General features: G+C 53.4%; 19 protein-coding genes. 9 read left to right on the top strand and 10 right to left on the bottom strand.

Features of this window, described 5'->3' with window-relative positions:
* Window positions 1-44 precede the first annotated feature (44 nt).
* Window positions 45-1,412, top strand: coding sequence for an MATE family efflux transporter (locus tag DYY88_RS13475; RefSeq protein ID WP_039727419.1), 1,368 nt, complete (start codon window positions 45-47; stop codon window positions 1,410-1,412).
* A 10-nt stretch (window positions 1,413-1,422) separates the two neighbouring features.
* On the opposite strand, the gene DYY88_RS13470 is transcribed toward DYY88_RS13475, so the two are convergent.
* Window positions 1,423-2,589, bottom strand: a complete 1,167-nt coding sequence (locus tag DYY88_RS13470; protein WP_039727420.1) for a DegT/DnrJ/EryC1/StrS family aminotransferase — start codon at window positions 2,587-2,589, stop codon at window positions 1,423-1,425.
* A 251-nt stretch (window positions 2,590-2,840) separates the two neighbouring features.
* On the opposite strand from DYY88_RS13470, the gene DYY88_RS13465 reads away from it, so the two are divergent.
* The 3 genes from DYY88_RS13465 to DYY88_RS13455 are packed head-to-tail and all read left to right on the top strand — an operon-like array spanning window position 2,841 to window position 5,745.
* Window positions 2,841-3,974, top strand: a complete 1,134-nt coding sequence (locus tag DYY88_RS13465) for a glycosyltransferase (RefSeq protein ID WP_039727421.1) — start codon at window positions 2,841-2,843, stop codon at window positions 3,972-3,974.
* A gap of 60 nt (window positions 3,975-4,034) precedes the next feature.
* On the top strand, window positions 4,035-5,147 hold the full coding sequence (locus tag DYY88_RS13460) for a saccharopine dehydrogenase family protein (RefSeq protein ID WP_039727422.1): 1,113 nt from the start codon (window positions 4,035-4,037) through the stop codon (window positions 5,145-5,147).
* A gap of 40 nt (window positions 5,148-5,187) precedes the next feature.
* Entirely contained in the window at window positions 5,188-5,745 is a 558-nt protein-coding gene (locus tag DYY88_RS13455) for a Uma2 family endonuclease (RefSeq protein WP_039727423.1), read from the top strand.
* A 52-nt stretch (window positions 5,746-5,797) separates the two neighbouring features.
* On the opposite strand, the gene DYY88_RS13450 is transcribed toward DYY88_RS13455, so the two are convergent.
* From DYY88_RS13450 to DYY88_RS13420, 8 genes are all read right to left on the bottom strand, one after another.
* Window positions 5,798-7,315: a Ycf46 family AAA ATPase gene (locus DYY88_RS13450; RefSeq protein ID WP_039727424.1), complete on the bottom strand. Its 1,518-nt coding sequence runs from the start codon at window positions 7,313-7,315 to the stop codon at window positions 5,798-5,800.
* A gap of 55 nt (window positions 7,316-7,370) precedes the next feature.
* On the bottom strand, window positions 7,371-7,895 hold the full coding sequence (locus DYY88_RS13445) for a YceD family protein (protein ID WP_039727425.1): 525 nt from the start codon (window positions 7,893-7,895) through the stop codon (window positions 7,371-7,373).
* Window positions 7,896-7,939: 44 nt separating this feature from the next.
* Window positions 7,940-8,440, bottom strand: a complete 501-nt coding sequence (locus DYY88_RS13440; protein WP_039727426.1) for a Jag family protein — start codon at window positions 8,438-8,440, stop codon at window positions 7,940-7,942.
* 6 nt (window positions 8,441-8,446) lie between these two features.
* Entirely contained in the window at window positions 8,447-9,604 is a 1,158-nt protein-coding gene (gene yidC, locus DYY88_RS13435) for a membrane protein insertase YidC (RefSeq protein WP_039729996.1), read from the bottom strand.
* A gap of 184 nt (window positions 9,605-9,788) precedes the next feature.
* A complete protein-coding gene (locus tag DYY88_RS24195) occupies window positions 9,789-10,181 on the bottom strand; it encodes a PH domain-containing protein (RefSeq protein WP_039727427.1) in 393 nt (130 codons plus the stop codon).
* Window positions 10,171-10,536, bottom strand: a complete 366-nt coding sequence (gene rnpA / locus DYY88_RS24190; protein WP_072041332.1) for a ribonuclease P protein component — start codon at window positions 10,534-10,536, stop codon at window positions 10,171-10,173. The genes DYY88_RS24195 and rnpA overlap by 11 nt, the downstream gene beginning before the upstream one ends.
* 101 nt (window positions 10,537-10,637) lie before the next feature.
* Window positions 10,638-10,775: a 50S ribosomal protein L34 gene (rpmH, locus tag DYY88_RS13425; protein ID WP_072041333.1), complete on the bottom strand. Its 138-nt coding sequence runs from the start codon at window positions 10,773-10,775 to the stop codon at window positions 10,638-10,640.
* 389 nt (window positions 10,776-11,164) lie between these two features.
* Window positions 11,165-11,716 carry a DUF2808 domain-containing protein gene (locus DYY88_RS13420; RefSeq protein ID WP_052288464.1) on the bottom strand — a complete coding sequence of 184 codons (552 nt, stop codon included), beginning with the start codon at window positions 11,714-11,716 and terminating at the stop codon, window positions 11,165-11,167.
* Window positions 11,717-13,322: 1,606 nt separating this feature from the next.
* Between DYY88_RS13420 and DYY88_RS13415 the strand changes: the two genes are divergently transcribed.
* The 5 genes from DYY88_RS13415 (at window position 13,323) to gifA (ending at window position 18,065) form a co-directional block, all read left to right on the top strand.
* Window positions 13,323-14,936 carry a Re/Si-specific NAD(P)(+) transhydrogenase subunit alpha gene (locus DYY88_RS13415; protein WP_039727428.1) on the top strand — a complete coding sequence of 538 codons (1,614 nt, stop codon included), beginning with the start codon at window positions 13,323-13,325 and terminating at the stop codon, window positions 14,934-14,936.
* 45 nt (window positions 14,937-14,981) lie between these two features.
* The gene (locus tag DYY88_RS13410; protein ID WP_039727429.1) at window positions 14,982-16,412 is read left to right on the top strand and encodes an NAD(P)(+) transhydrogenase (Re/Si-specific) subunit beta; all 1,431 of its coding nucleotides are present in this window, start codon (window positions 14,982-14,984) and stop codon (window positions 16,410-16,412) included.
* A 90-nt stretch (window positions 16,413-16,502) separates the two neighbouring features.
* Window positions 16,503-16,868, top strand: a complete 366-nt coding sequence (locus DYY88_RS13405) for a rhodanese-like domain-containing protein (RefSeq protein ID WP_044151261.1) — start codon at window positions 16,503-16,505, stop codon at window positions 16,866-16,868.
* A 297-nt stretch (window positions 16,869-17,165) separates the two neighbouring features.
* Window positions 17,166-17,603: a protein tyrosine phosphatase family protein gene (locus DYY88_RS13400; RefSeq protein WP_039727430.1), complete on the top strand. Its 438-nt coding sequence runs from the start codon at window positions 17,166-17,168 to the stop codon at window positions 17,601-17,603.
* Window positions 17,604-17,864: 261 nt separating this feature from the next.
* Window positions 17,865-18,065 (top strand): glutamine synthetase inactivation factor IF7A, encoded by a 201-nt coding sequence (gifA, locus tag DYY88_RS13395; RefSeq protein WP_039727431.1) that lies wholly within the window; start codon window positions 17,865-17,867, stop codon window positions 18,063-18,065.
* A gap of 82 nt (window positions 18,066-18,147) precedes the next feature.
* Here gifA and pdxA read toward each other — a convergent pair whose 3' ends face one another.
* Window positions 18,148-19,251, bottom strand: a complete 1,104-nt coding sequence (gene pdxA / locus DYY88_RS13390; protein ID WP_044151262.1) for a 4-hydroxythreonine-4-phosphate dehydrogenase PdxA — start codon at window positions 19,249-19,251, stop codon at window positions 18,148-18,150.
* Window positions 19,252-19,283 lie beyond the last annotated feature (32 nt).

Below are 19,283 nucleotides of genomic sequence, written 5' to 3'. Positions count from 1 at the left end.
TGAGCCTCAAAACAAGGCGCTGACGGAAAGTGTAAGTTGTGGATATGAAAGCATTTGTTCTCTCCTCTGAAACCCGCGTCGAAATTCGGGAATTTTTGAACTTGGCGCTGCCGCTGGCCAGTGCACAGGTGGCGCAAGCGCTGACGGGCTTTGTCGATACGCTGATGATGGGGCGACTCGGTCAAGCCTCGTTGGCTGCTGGTGGGCTAGCCGTCATGATATTTATGGCGACTCTGATGACGGGCATTGGCATCGTGTCGAGTGTGAGTCCGCTGGCGGCGCAAGCCTTTGGGGCTCAAGAGCCGCGACAAGTCGGGCAAGTTACCCGGCAGGGACTCTGGCTGGCCCTGTTAATTGCGCTGCCGATGATGCCTCTGATGGGCGACTTGGGTGAGATGATGCGATCGCTCGGCCAAGCGCCCGAAGTGATTGCCCTGACTGATGAGTACCTCAGCATCATTCGCTGGGGATTGTTGCCTGCCCTCTGGTTTGCGGTACTGCGCTGCACGGTGACGGCGATCGGGCGTACCCGTCCTATTTTCGTCATGATGGTGAGCGCCAATGTGTTGAATGTGTTAGGCAACTATGTGCTCGCCTTTGGCAAACTGGGGTTTCCAGCGATGGGGCTGGCCGGGTTGGCTTGGTCGAGTGCGCTAGCTCACGGGCTGATGTGCCTGGGGCTGTTGGGCTATGTGGCGTATCACCGTGACGGTTGTTTGCAGCCCTATCGGTTATTTGAGCGCGTCTTACGGCTGCGGCCTGCAACCTTAAAACAGTTGCTGGTGTTGGGTTTGCCTATCGGCGTGGTCACGATTTTAGAAAATGGTCTGTTCACCGTGATGACGTTGATGGTAGGGGCGATCGGGACTCACGTGTTGGCGGCCCAGCAGTTGGCCCTGCAAACGGTGGTGGTGGTGTTTATGTTGCCCTTGGGCATGTCCTACGCGGCGACGGCGCGGGTCGGGCAGTGGTATGGGCGCGGCGACTGGCCGGGGGTGCGGCGGGCTGCAATGGTCAGCATGAGCCTGACGGTGGCCGTTATGTTTGTCTTTGGCGTGGTGTTTGTCTTGTTTCCGACCCCGCTCATCAGCGTTTATCTAGATGTGCATGATCCGGCTAACCAGCCAGTCTTGCAGGCGGGGATTGCCATGCTGACGGTAGCCGGGTTTGGGCAAGTGGTGGATGGCGTGCAGCGCACGGCTAACGGTGTCTTGCAAGGCTTACAAGATACCCGCGTACCGATGGTGCTGAGTTTTGTTGCCTACTGGGGAGTCGGCATGGTGGCAGGCTACTGGTTGGGCTTTCACACCCCGCTCGGCGGCGTCGGGATTTGGATGGGTGCGTACTTAGGCCTAGCGGTAGCCGCAATTTCCTACATTTGTCGCTTCCGTCTGTTACTCAAAACTCGTTAAGAGAGGCGACTCAAGCGGCAGCGATCGCGTCTTTCAGGGTCGCCACCACGCGCTCTTGTACGGGCGCTTCAATCTCGGGCCAAATGGGTAAGCTCAGCACTTCTGAGGCCACCTGCTCACTCACCGGATAGGTGGGAAACTGGCCGTCATAAACGGGTAAGCGGTCTTGGGGAATCGGATAATACACCATGGCCCCAATGCCCTGCTCCGCCAAATATTGCTGCACCGCATCCCGTTTGCCGTCTAAAACACGCACAGTGTACTGGTGAAACACGTGCCCGGCAGTCACCATTGGCGTCACCACCCCCGGCACCGTTGCCAATAGGCGGTTGTAGGTTGCGGCAACTTGACGGCGTTGCTGGTTCCACTGGCTGACGTAAGCGAGCTTCACCCCCAAAATCGCCGCCTGCATCGCATCCAGCCGCGAGTTATAGCCCAAAATTTCGTTGTGATACCGCTTCAAGGCACCGTGGACGCGCAACTTACGGGCCATTTCAGCGATCGCGTCATCATTCGTGGTGATCAGGCCGCCATCGCCATAGGCTCCCAAATTTTTGGTGGGAAAGAACGAGAACGCCCCCACATCCCCCATTGCGCCAGTGAATTGCCCAGTGATGCGATCGCGTATGGCATCCTGACAGCCTTGCTCGCAGCCGATGCAGTCGCCCTTGTAGACGGCGCCAAAGGACTGGGCACAATCTTCAATCACCTTGAGACCATGCTCGGCAGCGATTTCTAGAATCTGGGCCATCGGCGCGGGATTGCCAAACAAGTGAACCGGCAAAATCGCCTTCGTTTTCGCGGTAATGGCCGCGCGAATCTGCGCCGCATTCAGGTTAAACGAAGCGGCCTCGATATCCACAAAGATGGGCTTAGCCCCAATCATGCTGATGGATTCTGCCGTGGCAAAAAAACTAAACGGGGTCGTGATTACCTCGTCCCCGGGTCCAATGCCCGCTGCTCGCAGTCCAATCACTAAAGCATCGGTGCCAGAATTCACCCCGATCGCGTGCTGCACCCCCAAATGGCGAGCCGCATCGGTTTCAAACTGCTGCACCTCTGGCCCTAAGATGAATTGTCCCGAGGTCAAGACGCGATCGACCGCCGCCTTGATTTCTGCCTGAATGGCCTGATACTGCGGCTTTAGGTCGAGAATGGGAACCTTAGTTTGCGTCACGCTGACTGCCTCACTGTGCCAAATTTGGTTGCGGTGTGATTGCCTGAACCTGAGGACGAATTGCCTTTTGCAACAAACTCTATCACGTTGCTGGAATCCTTGTGAGGGCTAGGAATGGGACAAATTGACGCGGGCCTGAAACGGGCTCCGGGGGGATGCACCAAGTCGGAAATGCGGGAGCGCCGTGGCAGAATGCTACCCTGAGACGGCGCGAGGTGATGATGCGCCGCTTTACGGGAAATAGGCAGGTTATGAGAATCGCGATCGTCCACGAATGGTTGGCGACCTATGCCGGGTCAGAGCGGGTGGTCGAGCAGATATTGCAGCTCTATCCCGAGGCCGATTTGTATAGTCTGGTGGATTTTTTGGAGCCTGACGAGCGAGCGTTCATTCAGCACAAATCGGTGATCACCTCCTTCATTCAAAAGCTGCCAGGAGCCCGCAAGCACTTTCGCCAGTATTTGCCGCTGATGCCGATCGCGATCGAGCAATTCGACCTGACAGACTACGACCTCATCATCTCTAGCCATCACGCGATGACGAAAGGCGTCATCACCCGCGCCGACCAGCTCCACATCAGCTACGTTCACACGCCCATTCGCTATGCCTGGGATTTGCAGTGGCAGTATCTGGAGCAGGCAGGACTCAAGCGAGGTTTGAAGGGATTATTGACCCGCCTGATCTTCCATTACCTGCGGCTTTGGGATGTCGCCACCGCAAATCGGGTCGATGCCTTTGTGGCCAACTCCCAGTTCATCGCTCGCCGTATTCACAAGACCTATCGGCGACCCGCCCAGGTCATTTATCCCCCCGTTGCGGTGGACCGATTTCGGTGCGATCGCCCCCGCGCCGATTTCTACCTCACTGTCTCCCGGTTTGTGCCCTACAAACGGGTCGATCTGACGATTGCCGCCTTTAATGAATTGGGGTTGCCCCTGGTGGTGATTGGTGATGGCGACCAGCGATCGCAGTTAGAAAAAATCGCCCGACCCAACATTCAGTTTCTTGGCTATCAAGCCGATGCCGCAGTGGTGGACTACATGGAGCGCTGCAAAGCCTTCATCTTTCCCGCTGAAGAAGATTTTGGCATCACCCTGGTGGAAGCTCAAGCTGCCGGTGCGCCCGCGATCGCCTATGGGCGCGGGGGCGCGACCGAGACGGTCATTCCTGGCAAAACGGGACTGCTGTTTTCTGACCAAACGGTCGAGTCGCTCGTGCAAGCCGTCCGCCAATTTGAGCAAGCGCCAATAGCGACCCCAGCGACAGTGATTCGTCAACATGCTGAACAGTTTTCCGAACAGCAGTTTCGTCAGCAGTTCCGCGATTTGGTCGAAGCTCAATGGTCTGACTTTCAGCCATTCGCCCGGCCCTCCATGACTCGCTGAAATTGGGCTGGTTGGCCTGATACGATGCGAAAGCAGTCAGCCAGCAACTAGCATCAACAAATGACCAAAGTATTGATTGTGGGTGGCACCGGGCGCATTGGTAGCAGCATCGCCCAAGATCTGCTGGCCCACACTGATGCCGAAGTCGTGCTCACGGGGCGTCACCCTCAGCGAGGGCAGCAAGCGGCGCAGGCTTTGGGGCCGCGATCGCAGTTTTTGCCTCTCGATCTGACTGAGAAAGATAAGCTGAGAGCGGCGATCGCGACGGCAGATTTGGTTGTTCACGCTGCCGGGCCATTTCACCAACGCGACACCCAGGTTCTGCAAACCTGCATTGAGCAAGGGGGCAATTATTTGGACGTGAGCGACTATCGGGGCTTTACCCGTCAGGCGTTGGCTTTAACGGCGGCGGCGCAAACGGCGGGAGTCACCGCGATCGTTAATACAGGCGTCTTTCCCGGTATCTCTAACAGCCTGGTGCGGCAAGGGGTAGAAGCGCTGGATCAAGCCGATGCGGTGCAATTGAGCTATATCGTGGCTGGGTCAGGAGGCGCAGGCGTCACGGTCATGCGCACCACCTTTTTGGGGCTACAGCATCCCTTCGATGCTTGGCTAGATGGTCAGTGGCAGACGGTCAAGCCTTACACCGCTCGCGAAAAACTGACCTTTCCCTCACCCTACGGCGATGCCTATGTGTATTGGTACGACATGCCCGAAGCCATGACTTTGGCGAATTCATTTCCGCTGCAAACAGTCATAACCAAGTTCGGTGTGGTGCCAGATTTCTATAATCGTGCTACTTGGCTCACGGCTCACGGCTTACCCAAGTCAGTGTTGCAACATCCCAACACCGTCGAGTTTTTGGCGCGGATCAGTTATTGGATGACAGAGGTGAGCGATCGCTTCACCGGCACGGGCGTCGCGATTCGTTGCGATATCCAAGGCACCCAAGCCGGGGAAACGGTTCACCATCACAGTGCTTTTGTGCATGACAGTGCCGCGATCGCTGCGGGCATCGGAGCCGGGTACATCGCCGAATTGCTACTGTCTGGAGAACTCGCCCAACCCGGTGTCTATCCCGTCGAACAAGCCGTCACGACCTCCCAGTTGCTCGACGCCTTAACCCGTCGCCAATTGTCGCTGCAAACGCCGCCGCTTGAAGCAAGACGCTAAACTAAAATCCAACAAGTTTTGGCTAGCACAAGGCTCAAGCATGTCCCCCTCAGTCACCCTCGCCAAATGGACCCTAGAGCAATATCACCAAATGATTGCCGCTGGTATTCTCGATGATCAGCCGGTCGAACTGTTGAACGGAGAAATTGTTGAAATGGCACCCGAAGGGCCAGAACATGCCCAGATCAGTACCGATGCCGCTGATTACTTGCGGGCCATTTTAGGGTCGCGCGCCCTTGTCAGAGAAGCGAAGCCCATCACGCTATCGACCACCCACTCGGAACCAGAACCGGATATCGCGATCGTCGAACCCCTACGAGGCATCTATCGTACCCGTCATCCTTACCCAGAAAATATTTTTTGGCTAATTGAGTATGCCAATACCAGCTTCAAAAAAGATACCGACCCCAAAGCTCAAGTCTATGCAGCGGCGGGGATCCCCGAGTATTGGGTTGTCAATCTGAAAAAGATGGAACTGCTGGTGATGCGGCATCCCCAGCAAAATCAGTACTCATCAGTAACCATCCTAACCGCTGGCACGATTTCCCCTCTCGCCTTTCCCGACCGCACCATTTCTGTCAGCCAATTGCTGGATTGATGTGAGTCTGCTGTCCTGGGAGTTTGAGTAGACTGTCAACCTGCTCTGTCGCTTAGTCTGGCCCCATGCGCTGCTTAAGGCGATCGCTCAACGAACTCCGCGACGCCAGTCTCGCTTTTCCCGATGCGGCCCAGGCTTGTAGAGCATCTACCTGTTCCTGAGCGGTGCGAGCGAGGGGCACAATTTGACTCGCCGCTTCCAAAATGTCTTCAGTCGTAAAATCGCGATCTTGACTAAACCCTATGTGCATCGCCTCGACGATCGCTTGCTCGATTTCCGCCCCGGAAAAATTAGGGGTTTCATAGGCGAGACGATCCAGGTCATAACTTTGGAGGTTGTGGGCCCGCAGGCGGCTCAGGTGAACTTCATAAATCGCTTTGCGTTCTTCCTGAGTGGGCAATCCCACAAAGAAAATTTCGTCAAAACGGCCCCGACGCAGCAACTCTGGTGGCAGAGACTGAATGTTGTTGGCAGTCGCGACCACAAACACAGGCGACGTTTTTTCGGCCATCCAAGTAATAAATGTGCCAAAGACGCGGCTACTCGTTCCCGAATCGCCTCGACCATCCACGCCAGCAAACGCCTTGTCGATTTCATCAATCCACAAAATACAGGGAGCCAGCGCTTCTGAGAGTTGCACCATCTGCCGGGTGCGAGACTCCGACTCGCCAATCAGACCCGCAAACAGCCGACCGACATCGAGCCGCAACAGAGGTAAGTGCCAGTGATGGGCGATCGCCTTCGCCGTCAATGATTTCCCCGTCCCCTGGATGCCTACCAGCAGCAGCCCCCGAGGGTAAGGCAAGCCATACTGTCGCGCTTTTTCGGAAAAAGAATTGCCTCGTCGCAGTAGCCAGTCTTTGAGGTTATCCAAACCACCAATTTCGGAAATCTGTTCTTTGGCTGGATAAAAGTCGAGAATTTGGGTCTGGCGAATGGTCTGGCGCTTTTCTTCCAGCACTAAATCAATGTCGTCAGGCCGAAAGGTGCCGTGAGCCGCAATGCCCCGAGCCAAGACCCGCCGAATACGCTCGATCGATAAACCCTGGCAAGACTGCACCAGGGCATCTAAATCGCTCGGGGAAAGTTGCACATTAAGACTACTCAATAGCCGCGTGACTTCGGCATGAATATCTTCCACACCAGGCAAGGCAAATTCCAGGACGGTCACCGTTTCGGCGAGGTCATCGGGAATCTGTACCTGCGGCGCGAGCAGCAAGATATTCTTTGCTTGCGACTTTAATCGCCGAGCCAGGTTGCGCAATTTACGAGAAATAGCAACATCTTCAAGGAAACGATGGTAGTCTCGCAACACAAAAAGTGCCGCCACGGATTCTGGTAGCTTTTCGATGTGCTCTAACGCCTGTAAGGGATTGCGTCGGGCAACCCCAGCGTCGTTTGGATTGCCCTGATAGCCGTCGACAAAATCCCAAACATAAACGCTACGGTTGTTGAGTGGCTTTGTGCAGGCTGCGATCGCCTGCTCGACTCGCTCTTCCTCTAAGGTGGCGATGTAGATGACGGGATATCGTGCCCGCAACAATAACAGGAGTTCTTCTTGGAAACTCATCTTCAATTAGTGCCCCCGTTACCCACACTCGCCAAATAGCATTTTGATTAATCGACTAATTGGCCTGATACTCGTCACCTGCCAACTGCTGCTTTAAAGCCTCTAGGGCTGACCAGCGCCCATCAGTTAACGGAGGATTAGACTCTGCAGCTTCTACCTGAAGTCCTTGGCAGCTTTGATCACAAATCTGTCGCTGAGGCAAATGCAAACAAATTTGCTCGTAAATCCAGGTTTCCGGATCAAAATGACCATTAGGAGAGAGGCTTTCGACCAGGTCTTCAGCGCTCACTTCTTGTTCTAAAGGTAAGCCTTCGCCTGCCCCAGCCGCTTCATCCAGCCAAATAATTTCTTCCGCACCAAGTGCCACGCGATGGTTGTATTGCTGCAAGCAGCGATCGCACGTCAACGTCACAATGGTAGAGGCCGTGCCTCGCACCTCAATGAATGTGGTGCCATGACGCACAGAAACTTCTGCTCGCACTGGAGTCAACGTCGCCAAGTTATCAAACGTCGTTTCAAACTGGAGAAAGCGGGTTCGGTCAGTTGCATTAAGGAGATGCGGAATATAAATGGACTGCATTGCTTGACTCCCGAACTCAACTCAGAACTCGACCAAGGGATCGCTTAGGTTGACTCTGCGTCGGTTGCTTGGCGAACCACCAACCGACGGTCGGGCTCTCGCCCGCGACTAAACGTTTCTAGACCTTCGTAAGTTCCCAAAAAGTGGTGTAGCTGCCGCCGCTCAGCGGACGATAAAGCTTTGATTTCGAATTCTTCCCCGGTCGATTGAGCGGTATCAGCCGCTTCAGTTGCTAACGCAATTAACTCAGCCTTACGCTTAGCTCGATGCCCGGCTAATTCAATCGTGTAGGGCTGCTGTTCGTCCGGCAATCGCCCCAAATTTAAAGTCGTATTTGCCAAGTATTGAATGGCATCCAAAGAATGTCCCTGATCCCCAATCAGAGTCGTCACTTCTTCTTCAGACAGGTCATCTGCTTGAATTGTTAGCCAGCAGCTTGCCCCAAACTCATCTTCGGCCAAACTAGCTTCAACCTTAGTGGCTATTCCTTGGTGGCTGAGCAATGTTTCCAGCCACTCAATTCCTAACTTTTCTGGACTTTCCATAGCTGCTTACGATGCCTTCTTCTTCTTTTTGGAGCGACTCGGCTCAAACGGTAATGTCTGACGGCTATCATCACCGGACTCACTAGCAGCTTGAGAATCTACGATTTTCTGTAGATTTTCCGGTAGCGGCTCCTTAGACAGGATAAAGCTCTGCAGAGTCTGGAAAATGTTAGCAATTACCATGTACATCAAAACCCCGGCTGGCAAAGGGAAGAACAAGAACATCCCAGAGAAGATAATTGGCGTGAACTTATTTATTGCAGCTTGTTGAGGATTATCGCTACTAGCACCACCTTGACCAGACAATAATTGGTTGACATACAAGCTAACGCCAAACGTCAACACCATTAACAAGATGTCCCAGTGAATTGCGCCATCGTCGCCACGCACACCCACTCGACCTAAGGCTTCGATGAACAAAAAGCCCTTATTTGCAGCTAAACCAGGCACTTTCACCTGGAGCGTAACATCGCCAGGCGCGATCGCTTCGATATTGCCAGCCTCATCAATGTTGACTAGCTCCTGCCCCTTGGTAACTTCCAGATAAGGCTGCAAAGCATCAGCCTTATCATACTCAGTCACCAGTTGTTCAAGTGTTTCACCCTGCTCGTCTTGGATGCGAAAGTCAGTCTTCTCACCAACAGCCAGACGGTTGCCCCCTGGAATCACAACCGACATCGGGAAATGCACACCGTCGGTGACATAAATGCTCTTTTGGGAAGTCGAAAATGCTTGAGGCTGGATCTGTTCGACTTTTTCCGAAGGCAAAATTTGCAGATTCACTGGATAAGCGACATCCGCAAATGGCGATCCCCGTAGAGTCGCAAACAAAGCGAAGAGAATTGGCATCTGTAACAAGACCGGAAAGCAGCCCGCTAAGGGATTGCCAAACTCCTTGTAAACCTTGCTCATCTCTTCTTGCAGCTTAGGTGGATCCTCTTTGTAGCGTTCTTGGATCTCCTTTACCCGCTTCTGCATGACTGGCTGAGCGACTTTCATTCGCCTCATGTTGCGAATTGAGCCAGCATTCAATGGGTAGAGCGCAAATCGAATGACCAACGTCAGAGCTACGATCGCGAGTCCATAGCTCGGCACAACTCCGTAAAAAAAGTCCAGGATTGGCAACATGATGTTGTTGGACAGAAAACCAATTCCAAAATCCATTCGTGCTCTACCTCTATAGGCCTGCTCAATGACTAAAACTCTGAGTTCCATGAGCCGTTACTAGCGTAGCGCTCCAACAGCCTATCTGAAACCCAATTACCAAGATGGCAAAAACTTTTTCCCGTTGACCCTAACGTCGAGTTTCGGTTATCCCCACGTCACCAAAGAGAATATGACAGATTGCTTAGCTACCAATGGCACCACTGACAGCCTTAGCCTTAGTGGAAAGCTTGGCAGAGATATAGTCGTAGGTTTCACGGAAATTCGGGACTGCCCGCATTTCTAACTTACTGCCATCTTTCAGCGTCACTACCATATCGCCCCACAAGCCTAGGCCACGGGGCACAGTCACAACCTTCTTGATTTCCGAATAAATGATGTCAGAACGAGTGCGTCCCATCCAGCCACTGGTAATCGAGATGCGGCGGTTGGTGATGCGATATCGCAACCAGAGCGCTCGGACAATAGCGCCAACTGTCAGGGGAATGCATACCAGGGTAAAGGCAAGCAAAACGTTGATGATCAGGTCACCAATGTGGGGACCACCTTCGTAGTAAACCTCCTCTTTAATACCCATCGCATACCTCTAGTTTTGTAAATAGCTTCTCTAATTCTTGCAGAATTTGCCAATAGTCGCACTCAATGGCACTACTGCGCAGAACAATAACGACCCAAAGATTATCGTGTAGCCGAGGCATGAGAGCCTGCAAGGCTGCCCTGACTTGTCGCTTGAGACGATTACGCACAACCGCCCGCTTACTCACCTTATGACTGATAGTGATACCAAAACGGGAGCAGCCAGAGTTAGGATGCTCCCGTGGTGACTCAATACACTTGACCACAAGATGACTGGTGGAAGCTTGTCGACCGGCTTTGTAAACTTGCGAAAATTCTTTGGAACTCGTCAATCGATACCGCTTAGGTAAAGCCATTCGCGCTTATATCCATGACTTGCAAGTCTGTTTGACGCTGTCAGTTGTACTCCTAAGCTGAATCTAAGTAGTAGCCTCAGGCTTGACACTTTGACGCCGACTTATACGGCCAAGCGTGCGCGCCCCCGTCGCCGCCGAGTGCGAATTACGCGACGACCTGTCGCCGTTCGCATTCTGGCCCGAAAGCCAGATGTTCTCTTTTGCTTACGGTTAGTTCCGCCTAGTGTTCTCTTGGTCATTGTTGATACCCTTCCCTTTCAGTCATCTAGTGCAGCGCCATTTATGCAATCATCATCGGCCGGACTAAGTTGATGCTCCGTCCAACGAAACTTTGAACTTCGTCGAGACTATATTCATCGCAGCTAACAACCAAAACCCCAAGTTACTTGAGAATCGGCGACCAGTTGGCGATTTAGTGAGCGGCTAAAGCAAACTGCTAGCCTGATTAAGGCGCAGTTTCGAATAATAACACTAAAACTGGGGGTGACGGAAGAGGCTGTTGGCACGGTTGCCGTCACCCCAGTTCCCTTGGTTTCTGACAGTAGGAAGCTCTAAGACAGTGAGTAATCGCTCTCAATAGGCAATCGTTTTGGCACAGTTTTGTTTGGGGCACGGTCCCAAAACAAAACTATTCGGCGGCGACTTCCATCGGCCAGACACCAATAAACTCTTGGAGTGGAGCACCTTGATAAAGGGCATCCAAGAAAAAGAAGCGGTTGCCGTATCGGTTAGGATTCCGGACATCGTGCAGCACCACCACAAAACTGCTGTTGGGCTGAAGCGGTTCAGATGGGTAGATTTCAAACACGTTGTTTTCTGTGTCAATGATCACTTCATCGACGTCGATGGTTGCTCCGCCCCGGCCGGTGCCTTCGCGGAGCTCAATGCGGGCTCGATCAAAGTGACCGCCTTCGTCTTCAAACTCTTGTGGGTAGCTAATGAACAGCTCCAATATCTCGTTGGAAACTTTACGTCCGGAGACTCGGAGATAGTAGCGAGCATCGTCACTACGGCGCTCATTGTTGTCGATAAAGTAGCCGAGTCGATACTGAGCATCGACTCCGCCAAAAATTGTGAAGCCTTCTGTAGTCTGAGCGATCGCGTTACCGCCTGCGATCGCTAAGCCAGAAGCGGCCAACAGCCCCAACAAACTTTGACGTAGCCAGCGCTTAGATGACATAAAAAACTCCCCAAATCTTTTGCTTTGATATTGTGTGCGTAATCACCACTTAATGCCTAAGACGACTAGCCTGTCTAAAAAGTGTCCACTCGTGTGGATACTGACAAACTCAGAGCGGCTTGGCTTCGAAACAGCTTTTGCTTGACTTGGTCCCAAATATCGGCGATCGCTGAATAGCTTGAATTTGATTTCGCAAGTTGTGATTTTAGCATTGCCAACTCCCTGTTGTTGGCTGGCCTGCTGCTAAAAGCTGTTAGGCAAGTTTTTGGCGAGGAGAGGTTATTGGGTCGTCGTGTTCGAAACGTCGCGGTGTTTTACTTGGCCTGTAGGCATCCTATTTTGAAGCCTATGGTGCATTGTCAAAACCATAAATGCATTTCCAACCTTTGTCGGCAAGAGCTTGATTTTGCAGTTTCACAATTCATCGCTCGCTCAGACATCTGGCTTAGTATTGGTGGCGGACTTTTGGCTGTCAGCAGCAAGGCGGCAGTTAAAGCAAGCACCTCCCAGATTATTGTCGATTCACCCTTGATGTGGGGATCATGTTGCGCCTATCCATTATCTTAAGAGCGTGTGGCCGACAACCCAGAGTGCACTTTCATCCTCTAGTAGAAACTCAAGAAGTGCCCACAAACTGAGTTGGGCGAATATGGCAAGAAACCTCGAATCATACTGTTCAATCCTGCTCGATTTCGCCGCAGGTGAAAACTAATAAATGAGCTAATTTCGCTAGTACTTTAGCTTAAGACTGATGCCGCTAGTAGCACCCCTTAAGCAATGAATTGACCTGGAGATTTTATTGGTTGCGCGTCAATTAAATGATGAACCAAAGCGATAGCATGGTTGGCGTACGTAGATTCTTGCTCTTCCTTTATACATCTGTATTTTGGGGCGATCGCTGCCCGCTCTTCAGGTCTCTGGCTAAGGTGGGCTCTAGTTGTTCTAGCGATCGCCATCATGTGCCGAAAAGCATTGCTGAGGATGATTTGTTTTAACGCAAGCAATCCTGGCACTGAGTTGTGGTAGGTGCGTCAAGCTTTCGCTCTGCTAGACCGATGACAAGTTAAGTTCCATGTACTTAACGTCGGGGAAATGTCAGTAAATTTGCCAACAATGTAAAAAAAGGCTGATCAACATTTCGATTTAAGCTGCATCGCGCTAGAAACTAGGTCAGCGATCCGCACGGGTTAGCCAGTTTTTGTATCTGAACATGAAGAAGTGCAATTTCATGCTGCTGCGTGTGTGCAGACTGATGGCTTGATTGTTGTGGGCGGCAATTTGGGAAGAACAGTGGCGATGCTTCGAATCAGTTCTCTTTCATCTTGTAAACCCCAAATGCAATTGGGATTTAGCGTATTGCGGTTCGAGAAAGTCCACCCTAGCTGTGTGCATGGTTGAGTCAATTTTGGTGAATTTATTTAGGTTTACGGATTCGTGATTTGGGCTCAGTGTGCGCGATTGAGCGATCTCGAAGTGATTGATTGACGCCAAGTGCATGGGGTGGAGAGCCGCCATTACTCACGGCCAGGGCCTAAACATTCAAATAGCAGGGGTCAGCCACAGCTCACTCAAGCCAAGTATCTAGAACAACGAGGAGATTGATTTTATGACAGTTGCGATCGCACCCGATAGCACGTCCGCCCCCGAACAGCGTCCGTCCATGCGAGTCGGCATTCCAAGAGAAATTGCTCAGGGTGAGCGTCGAGTGGCGGCCACCCCTGACACGGCCCAAAAGCTACAAAAGTTGGGTTTTGAAGTGTGGGTGGAAGCGGACGCCGGAGCGGCGTCTAGTTTTCCCGATGCCGCTTACCGAGCAGCGGGCTGTCAGGTGACCCATGATGTCGTTGAACTGTGGAGTCAGTCCGATATTGTTCTCAAAGTTCAAGCGCCGCTGTGGCATTCGGGGATCAATCAAGACGAGTCGGATTTGCTGCGGCCTGGTGGCAAGCTGATCAGCTTTATTTGGCCCGCCCAAAATCCTGATTTGCTGGAAAAGCTTTCGCAAAAAGGGGCGACTGCGATCGCGATGGATGCGGTACCGCGAATCACCCGCGCACAGAAGTTAGACGCGCTGAGTTCCATGGCTAACCTTGCTGGTTATCGCGCCGTGATTGAGGCGGCCAATCAGTTTGGGCGTGGTTTTACTGGGCAAATTACGGCTGCGGGCAAGATTCCGCCGTGTAAGGTGCTAGTCATTGGGGCCGGTGTTGCCGGACTGGCGGCGATCGGCACCGCCAGAGGCCTAGGCGCTGTGGTAAGAGCCTTTGACACTCGCCCGGTGGTCAAAGAGCAGGTGCAGAGCATGGGTGCTGAGTTTCTGGAATTGCATTTTGAAGAAGACGGTGAAGAAGGGACCGGGGGCTACGCCAAGGTCATGAGTCCGGCCTTTATTGCTGCGGAAATGGCCCTCTTTGCGCAGCAAGCACAAGAAGTCGATGTGATCATCACGACCGCCTTGATTCCTGGTAAGCCGGCGCCTCGTCTGGTGACCCAAGAGATGGTGGAAGCGATGAAGCCAGGTTCGGTGATTGTGGATATGGCGGCGGAGCAGGGCGGCAACTGCGAACTGACGCGCCCCCACGAAATTTATGATCACAACGGGGTCAAAATTGTGGGCTTGACCGACCTCGTCAGCCGCATGGCCAACCAAGCCAGTCAGCTCTACGGTACGAACCTCTATCATCTGCTGAATGAACTCGGCGGAGCAGAACACCATCATCTCGATCTGGAAGACGATGTGGTGCGTCAGGCGACAGTGGTGCTGGATGGTGAGGTGATCTGGCCAGCGCCGCCGTTGGAGAAACCTGCTACCCCACAGCCTGCCGCTGCGCAGTCCATGGAGTCACTGCCAACAAGCGAGACCCAGCAGTCGGCGAATCCGCTCATGTCGTTGCTATGGCCGGTGCTAATTGGTGCCGCTCTATTTGGGGTCGGAGCCTTTGCGCCCGAATCGTTTATCTCGCACTTCACCGTGTTTATTCTGGCGATCTTTTTGGGCTGGAAGGTGATTTGGGATGTGACCCCAGCGTTGCACACGCCCCTGATGAGTGTGACCAATGCCATCAGCGGCATCATCATCATCGGCGGCATGCTGCAAATTTCTGGTCCCCTCTCATCAACGGTGACGATTTTGGGCGCGATCGCGATTTTTGTCAGCACCCTCAATATTTCCGGTGGCTTCTTCGTCACCCAGCGCATGTTGAACATGTTCCATAAATAAACCGACGACGATACTCAACGGCTCAGACTGCTCACAGGATTTCCCATGTCTAATAACTTATTAACGGTTGCGTACATTGCAGCCAGCATTCTCTTCATTCTCAGCTTGGGGGGACTTTCTAACCCTGAAACCGCCCGGCGGGGCAACTTGTACGGCATTGCGGGCATGGTGGTCGCGCTGGGCGCAACGGCTCTCAGTGACCAGGTGCAAGGCTATGGCGTGTTGATTGCGGCCATGGCTCCGGCGATTTGGATTGGGGGCCTGCTCGCAACGCGCGCGGCGATGACCTCCATGCCCCAACTCGTTGGCCTGTTGAATGGCTTTGGCGGTTTGGCGGCGGTGCTGGTTGGCTACGCCAGCTTTTTGCACCCCGATCCTGCCCTTCAGGGCGTTGATTTCACGATTCACAAAGTGGAAGTATTTGCAGGTGTTTTCATTGGCGCAATTACCTTCATTGGCTCGCTGATTGCCTGCGGCAAGCTCCAGGGTGTTGTCTCTAGCAAGGCGATCTTGCTGCCTGCGCGTCATGTCCTCAACATCGGTATGTTGGCAGCAGTGCTCGGGCTGGGCTACTACTACATGAGTGTGGGCGAGACGGTTGCGTTGTTGCCTCTGGGGATCATGACCGCGATCGCTTCCATTCTGGGGATCACCCTGGTGATTGCCATCGGTGGTGCCGATATGCCCGTCGTGATTTCGATTTTGAACAGCTACTCCGGTTGGGGCGCTGCGGCTGCGGGTTTCATGCTGAATAACGACTTGCTGATCATCACGGGTGCCCTCGTCGGCAGCAGCGGTTTAATTCTCAGCTACATCATGTGCCAGGCCATGAATCGCTCCTTTGCCAATGTGCTGCTAGGGGGCTTTGGCAACACCAATTATCAGGGCACCACAGTAGAAGGCGAAGCTACCCCCATTTCTGTTGATGAAACGGTGGAATTGCTGAACGATGCCAATAGCGTCATCATCGTGCCGGGGTATGGCATGGCGGTGGCGCAAGCCCAACATGCGGTGGCGCAGATTACGCAACTCTTGCGCGATCGCGGCAAGCAAGTGCGCTTTGGCATTCACCCTGTGGCGGGCCGGTTGCCGGGGCACATGAACGTGTTGCTCGCAGAGGCCAATGTGCCTTACGACGTGGTGCTGGAAATGGACGAAATCAACGATGACTTTCCCAAGACGGATGTCGTGCTGGTGATTGGGGCCAATGACACCGTGAACCCCAGTGCTTTGGAAGATCCCCAGAGCCCCATGGCCGGGATGCCCGTGCTCGAAGTGTGGAAAGCCCAGAATGCGATCGTCCTGAAGCGGAGTCTTTCGGCTGGCTATGCCGGGGTCGCTAACCCGCTGTTTTATAAGCAAAATACGTCGATGCTCTTTGGCGATGCGCGCTCAAATGTGACCGCGATTTTGGCACAGTTATCGCAACGAGAAACTAGTGCAGCCCAGCCAGCTGCCGCCGTGGCTGCTAAATAACCGCTCTCAATGCGGTTCCACAACTCATTGCGAGGGCTTTTCCTCAATTTCCTGGTAACGCTAGTATGACGAGGGAATTGAGGATTTTTTATGCCGACTGTGCCGTTTGCTCCAGATTTTTCTCCCGGAGAGATTGATGTGCAAACCCTGGCCCAACGCATGAAAACTGGGCTAGAGAATGTCCAACTGATTGATGTGCGCGAGCCATGGGAAGTAGAGCGGGCCGCGATCGCTGATTTCATCAATTTGCCCCTGAGTGCCTTTGCCGAATGGGAAACTCAGATTCACCAACATTTTGATGTTGAGCAGGAAACCATTGTGATGTGCCACCATGGCATGCGATCAGCGCAGATGTGCCAGTGGCTCAGCCAACAGGGTTTTACTCAGGTCAAAAATCTAGTCGGTGGCATTGATGCTTATGCCATTCAAGTGGATCCGTCGATCTCACGTTATTAGCAACCCGTACCCGTTTGACTTGCCCAGCTGGCGATGTCGCGATCGTCTCTGGCGCAGCCTTGATTGGCTAGTCGGGACTGACCTGATCTGTCATCAAGTGGACTGATGATGACTTTTTCTTGATGGATCCAAAAACAGGTAGAGTGGTGGGGCGTTAGGCGATCGTGCGGTGATTCATGTATCCCGCTTCAAGTCGCGCCTGTGGCGGTTGGATGGTGGCGCAGGGCATTTATCCACAGCCGTATCCCCACCACGCCCTGTTGATTCTGATTTATACAAAAGGAGGCAATCATTCAAATGGTTCAACCCAAAGCCTTGGCAGACGATTTTTCGGTATCGCCGCAACTGACTGAAGCTGACTTTGCCGAGCTCGCCGCCGCTGGCTATAAAACCGTGATCAACAACCGCCCCGATGGTGAAGAACCGGGGCAACTAACCGCCGCCGCCGCCCAGCAACTCGCTCAGGCCCAAGGGCTGAATTACGTTCACATTCCCGTCAAAATGCCAGAACTCACGCCAGCGATCGTTGATCAATTCAGCGCGGCGATGGCAGATAATCCTGGCCCGATTTTGGCGCACTGCAAATCGGGTACCCGGAGCTGTCTGCTGTGGACGTTGGTGGCCGCTAAACATAACACCATGCCCCTGGAAGAGTTGATGCAGCACACAGCACAGAGTGGGTATGACTTGACGAGAATGCGCCCTTTGATTGAGCAGTACATCAACGCGGGATAAGGATATTCAACCAGGGAGACGTAACCAAAATTACACCCCCACTACTGATTAGCGGCGATCGCACTGCCGTGGGGATCAAAGTATCCCAGACAATCCCAAGAACTTTGAATTGATGTGTCAGCCTTGATTGCAATACGCAACGGTTGGTTAAGACGTATTACCGAAGCCTCATTTTGTAGTGCTTGTTACAGAATGGCCTGTTAGTGTTGAAACAGATAACAAATCGGTTCTACACACTATTTGCATTTCGGAGGTACTGTCATGTCTGCATCTGAACAAGCCCGAGCTCTTATGCATCGTCACCACCACAACATCAAGCGGCGTCAGCAGTCACTGCTGGGTCGGGTGAATTCGGAAGTTGGCATGCCGGCTGAAACGGCTGCTTACTGGAGCACGATTCAGGGTAAACCGACGGCAGGAGCGCGTCGCGACTACGATCGCAGCGGCTCCGCCCTGAGCTAGCCTTCCTTTTATTCCTGGCGACACGATTAGAGACGCGAGCCAGGAATCGTGATATCACGACACCCCATCGGCAATTGGCACCTCAGTTCTCTCGAGAGCTGAGGTGCTTTCGTTGTTGCACTAACTCAATCGCGAGAGCGATCGCGGCTTCCATACTGTCTGACCGAGCAATACCCTTTCCGGCAATGTCAAAGGCAGTTCCGTGGTCTGGCGAAGTGCGCACAAAGGGCAACCCAATCGTCGTATTGACCGCCCGATCAAACGCTAGCAGCTTCACGGGGATTAACCCCTGATCGTGATAAAGCGCCAAATAGGCGTCAAACGGACTGGCCTGCCGATCGGTATGCCAGGCATGGCCCGCACTGACCCACATCGTATCGGGGGGGATCAGCCCGGTAAGTTTGACCTGGGGATAGCGCTGCTGAGCCGCCGTTAGCCAAGGCTGCAGCCACTCCACTTCTTCAGTGCCTAACTTGCCCGCCTCGCCACTATGCGGATTGAGTCCCGCGATCGCAATATGGGGTGAACTCAAGCCGAAATCTTGCTGCAAACAGGCCACCAGCAAATCCAGCTTGTGAGTCATCAGTTCGGGGGTGAGCACCGTAGGCACCTGCTGTAGTGGGATATGGGTGGTCGCTAATAAACATCTCAAGGGCCAACCGGTGTGGGGCGATCGCGCCGCGAATAACATCCCAAAGCGATCTACCTCGGCCCGTTCGGCTAAGACTTCTGTTTGCCCTGGGTACAAATGCCCCGCTGCGTGCCACACCGACTTGGCGATGGGTGCCGTCACGACCGCATCAAACTCACCCTGCAACGCTCCCGTAATCGCCCGATTGAGCCAGCAAAAACTCGCGTGACCCGTCACTTCTGTTGGCTGGCCGAGCTCGATAGCATCCAAACCAGCGATGGTTGCTGCTGCCTCGACTAGGGGAATCTGGCTTAGATCGAGATCTAAGCCGACCGTGTCACGCAAACTGCTCAGAGTTTTGGCTAAACCAGGGGCATGACCCACCAACGTTACCTGGGCTAACGTATGCAGCGTTGGATGGGCGATCGCCTTCAAAACAATTTCGGGGCCAATACCTGCCGGGTCTCCCAGCGGGATCGCCAACCGAGGCCGCAATCTGGTCGGGGAATGGGAAAGATTAGATTGACTCAAGTTAATCGAGAAGCCTTGCTGCATAAAGAATGTCAGGGTTGGTTTAGAATAGTTTC

Source organism: Leptolyngbya iicbica LK (genome assembly GCF_004212215.1).
In the GTDB taxonomy this organism is placed as follows: domain Bacteria; phylum Cyanobacteriota; class Cyanobacteriia; order Phormidesmidales; family Phormidesmidaceae; genus Halomicronema; species Halomicronema iicbica.
The sequence above is the reverse complement of the archived record's forward strand: the minus strand, read 5'-3'. Positions and strand labels throughout refer to the sequence as shown.

Bases quoted from the DNA above. Each gene is read 5' to 3' on its own strand.
- DYY88_RS13475 (WP_039727419.1), top strand. From the start codon at position 45: ATGAAAGCATTTGTTCTCTCCTCTGAAACCCGCGTCGAAATTCGGGAA.
- DYY88_RS13465 (WP_039727421.1), top strand. From the start codon at position 2,841: ATGAGAATCGCGATCGTCCACGAATGGTTGGCGACCTATGCCGGGTCA.
- DYY88_RS13460 (WP_039727422.1), top strand. From the start codon at position 4,035: ATGACCAAAGTATTGATTGTGGGTGGCACCGGGCGCATTGGTAGCAGC.
- DYY88_RS13455 (WP_039727423.1), top strand. From the start codon at position 5,188: ATGTCCCCCTCAGTCACCCTCGCCAAATGGACCCTAGAGCAATATCAC.
- DYY88_RS13450 (WP_039727424.1), bottom strand. From the start codon at position 7,315: ATGAGTTTCCAAGAAGAACTCCTGTTATTGTTGCGGGCACGATATCCC.
- DYY88_RS13445 (WP_039727425.1), bottom strand. From the start codon at position 7,895: ATGCAGTCCATTTATATTCCGCATCTCCTTAATGCAACTGACCGAACC.
- DYY88_RS13440 (WP_039727426.1), bottom strand. From the start codon at position 8,440: ATGGAAAGTCCAGAAAAGTTAGGAATTGAGTGGCTGGAAACATTGCTC.
- yidC (WP_039729996.1), bottom strand. From the start codon at position 9,604: ATGGATTTTGGAATTGGTTTTCTGTCCAACAACATCATGTTGCCAATC.
- DYY88_RS24195 (WP_039727427.1), bottom strand. From the start codon at position 10,181: ATGGGTATTAAAGAGGAGGTTTACTACGAAGGTGGTCCCCACATTGGT.
- rnpA (WP_072041332.1), bottom strand. From the start codon at position 10,536: ATGGCTTTACCTAAGCGGTATCGATTGACGAGTTCCAAAGAATTTTCG.
- rpmH (WP_072041333.1), bottom strand. From the start codon at position 10,775: ATGACCAAGAGAACACTAGGCGGAACTAACCGTAAGCAAAAGAGAACA.
- DYY88_RS13420 (WP_052288464.1), bottom strand. From the start codon at position 11,716: ATGTCATCTAAGCGCTGGCTACGTCAAAGTTTGTTGGGGCTGTTGGCC.
- DYY88_RS13415 (WP_039727428.1), top strand. From the start codon at position 13,323: ATGACAGTTGCGATCGCACCCGATAGCACGTCCGCCCCCGAACAGCGT.
- DYY88_RS13410 (WP_039727429.1), top strand. From the start codon at position 14,982: ATGTCTAATAACTTATTAACGGTTGCGTACATTGCAGCCAGCATTCTC.
- DYY88_RS13405 (WP_044151261.1), top strand. From the start codon at position 16,503: ATGCCGACTGTGCCGTTTGCTCCAGATTTTTCTCCCGGAGAGATTGAT.
- DYY88_RS13400 (WP_039727430.1), top strand. From the start codon at position 17,166: ATGGTTCAACCCAAAGCCTTGGCAGACGATTTTTCGGTATCGCCGCAA.
- gifA (WP_039727431.1), top strand. From the start codon at position 17,865: ATGTCTGCATCTGAACAAGCCCGAGCTCTTATGCATCGTCACCACCAC.
- pdxA (WP_044151262.1), bottom strand. From the start codon at position 19,251: ATGCAGCAAGGCTTCTCGATTAACTTGAGTCAATCTAATCTTTCCCAT.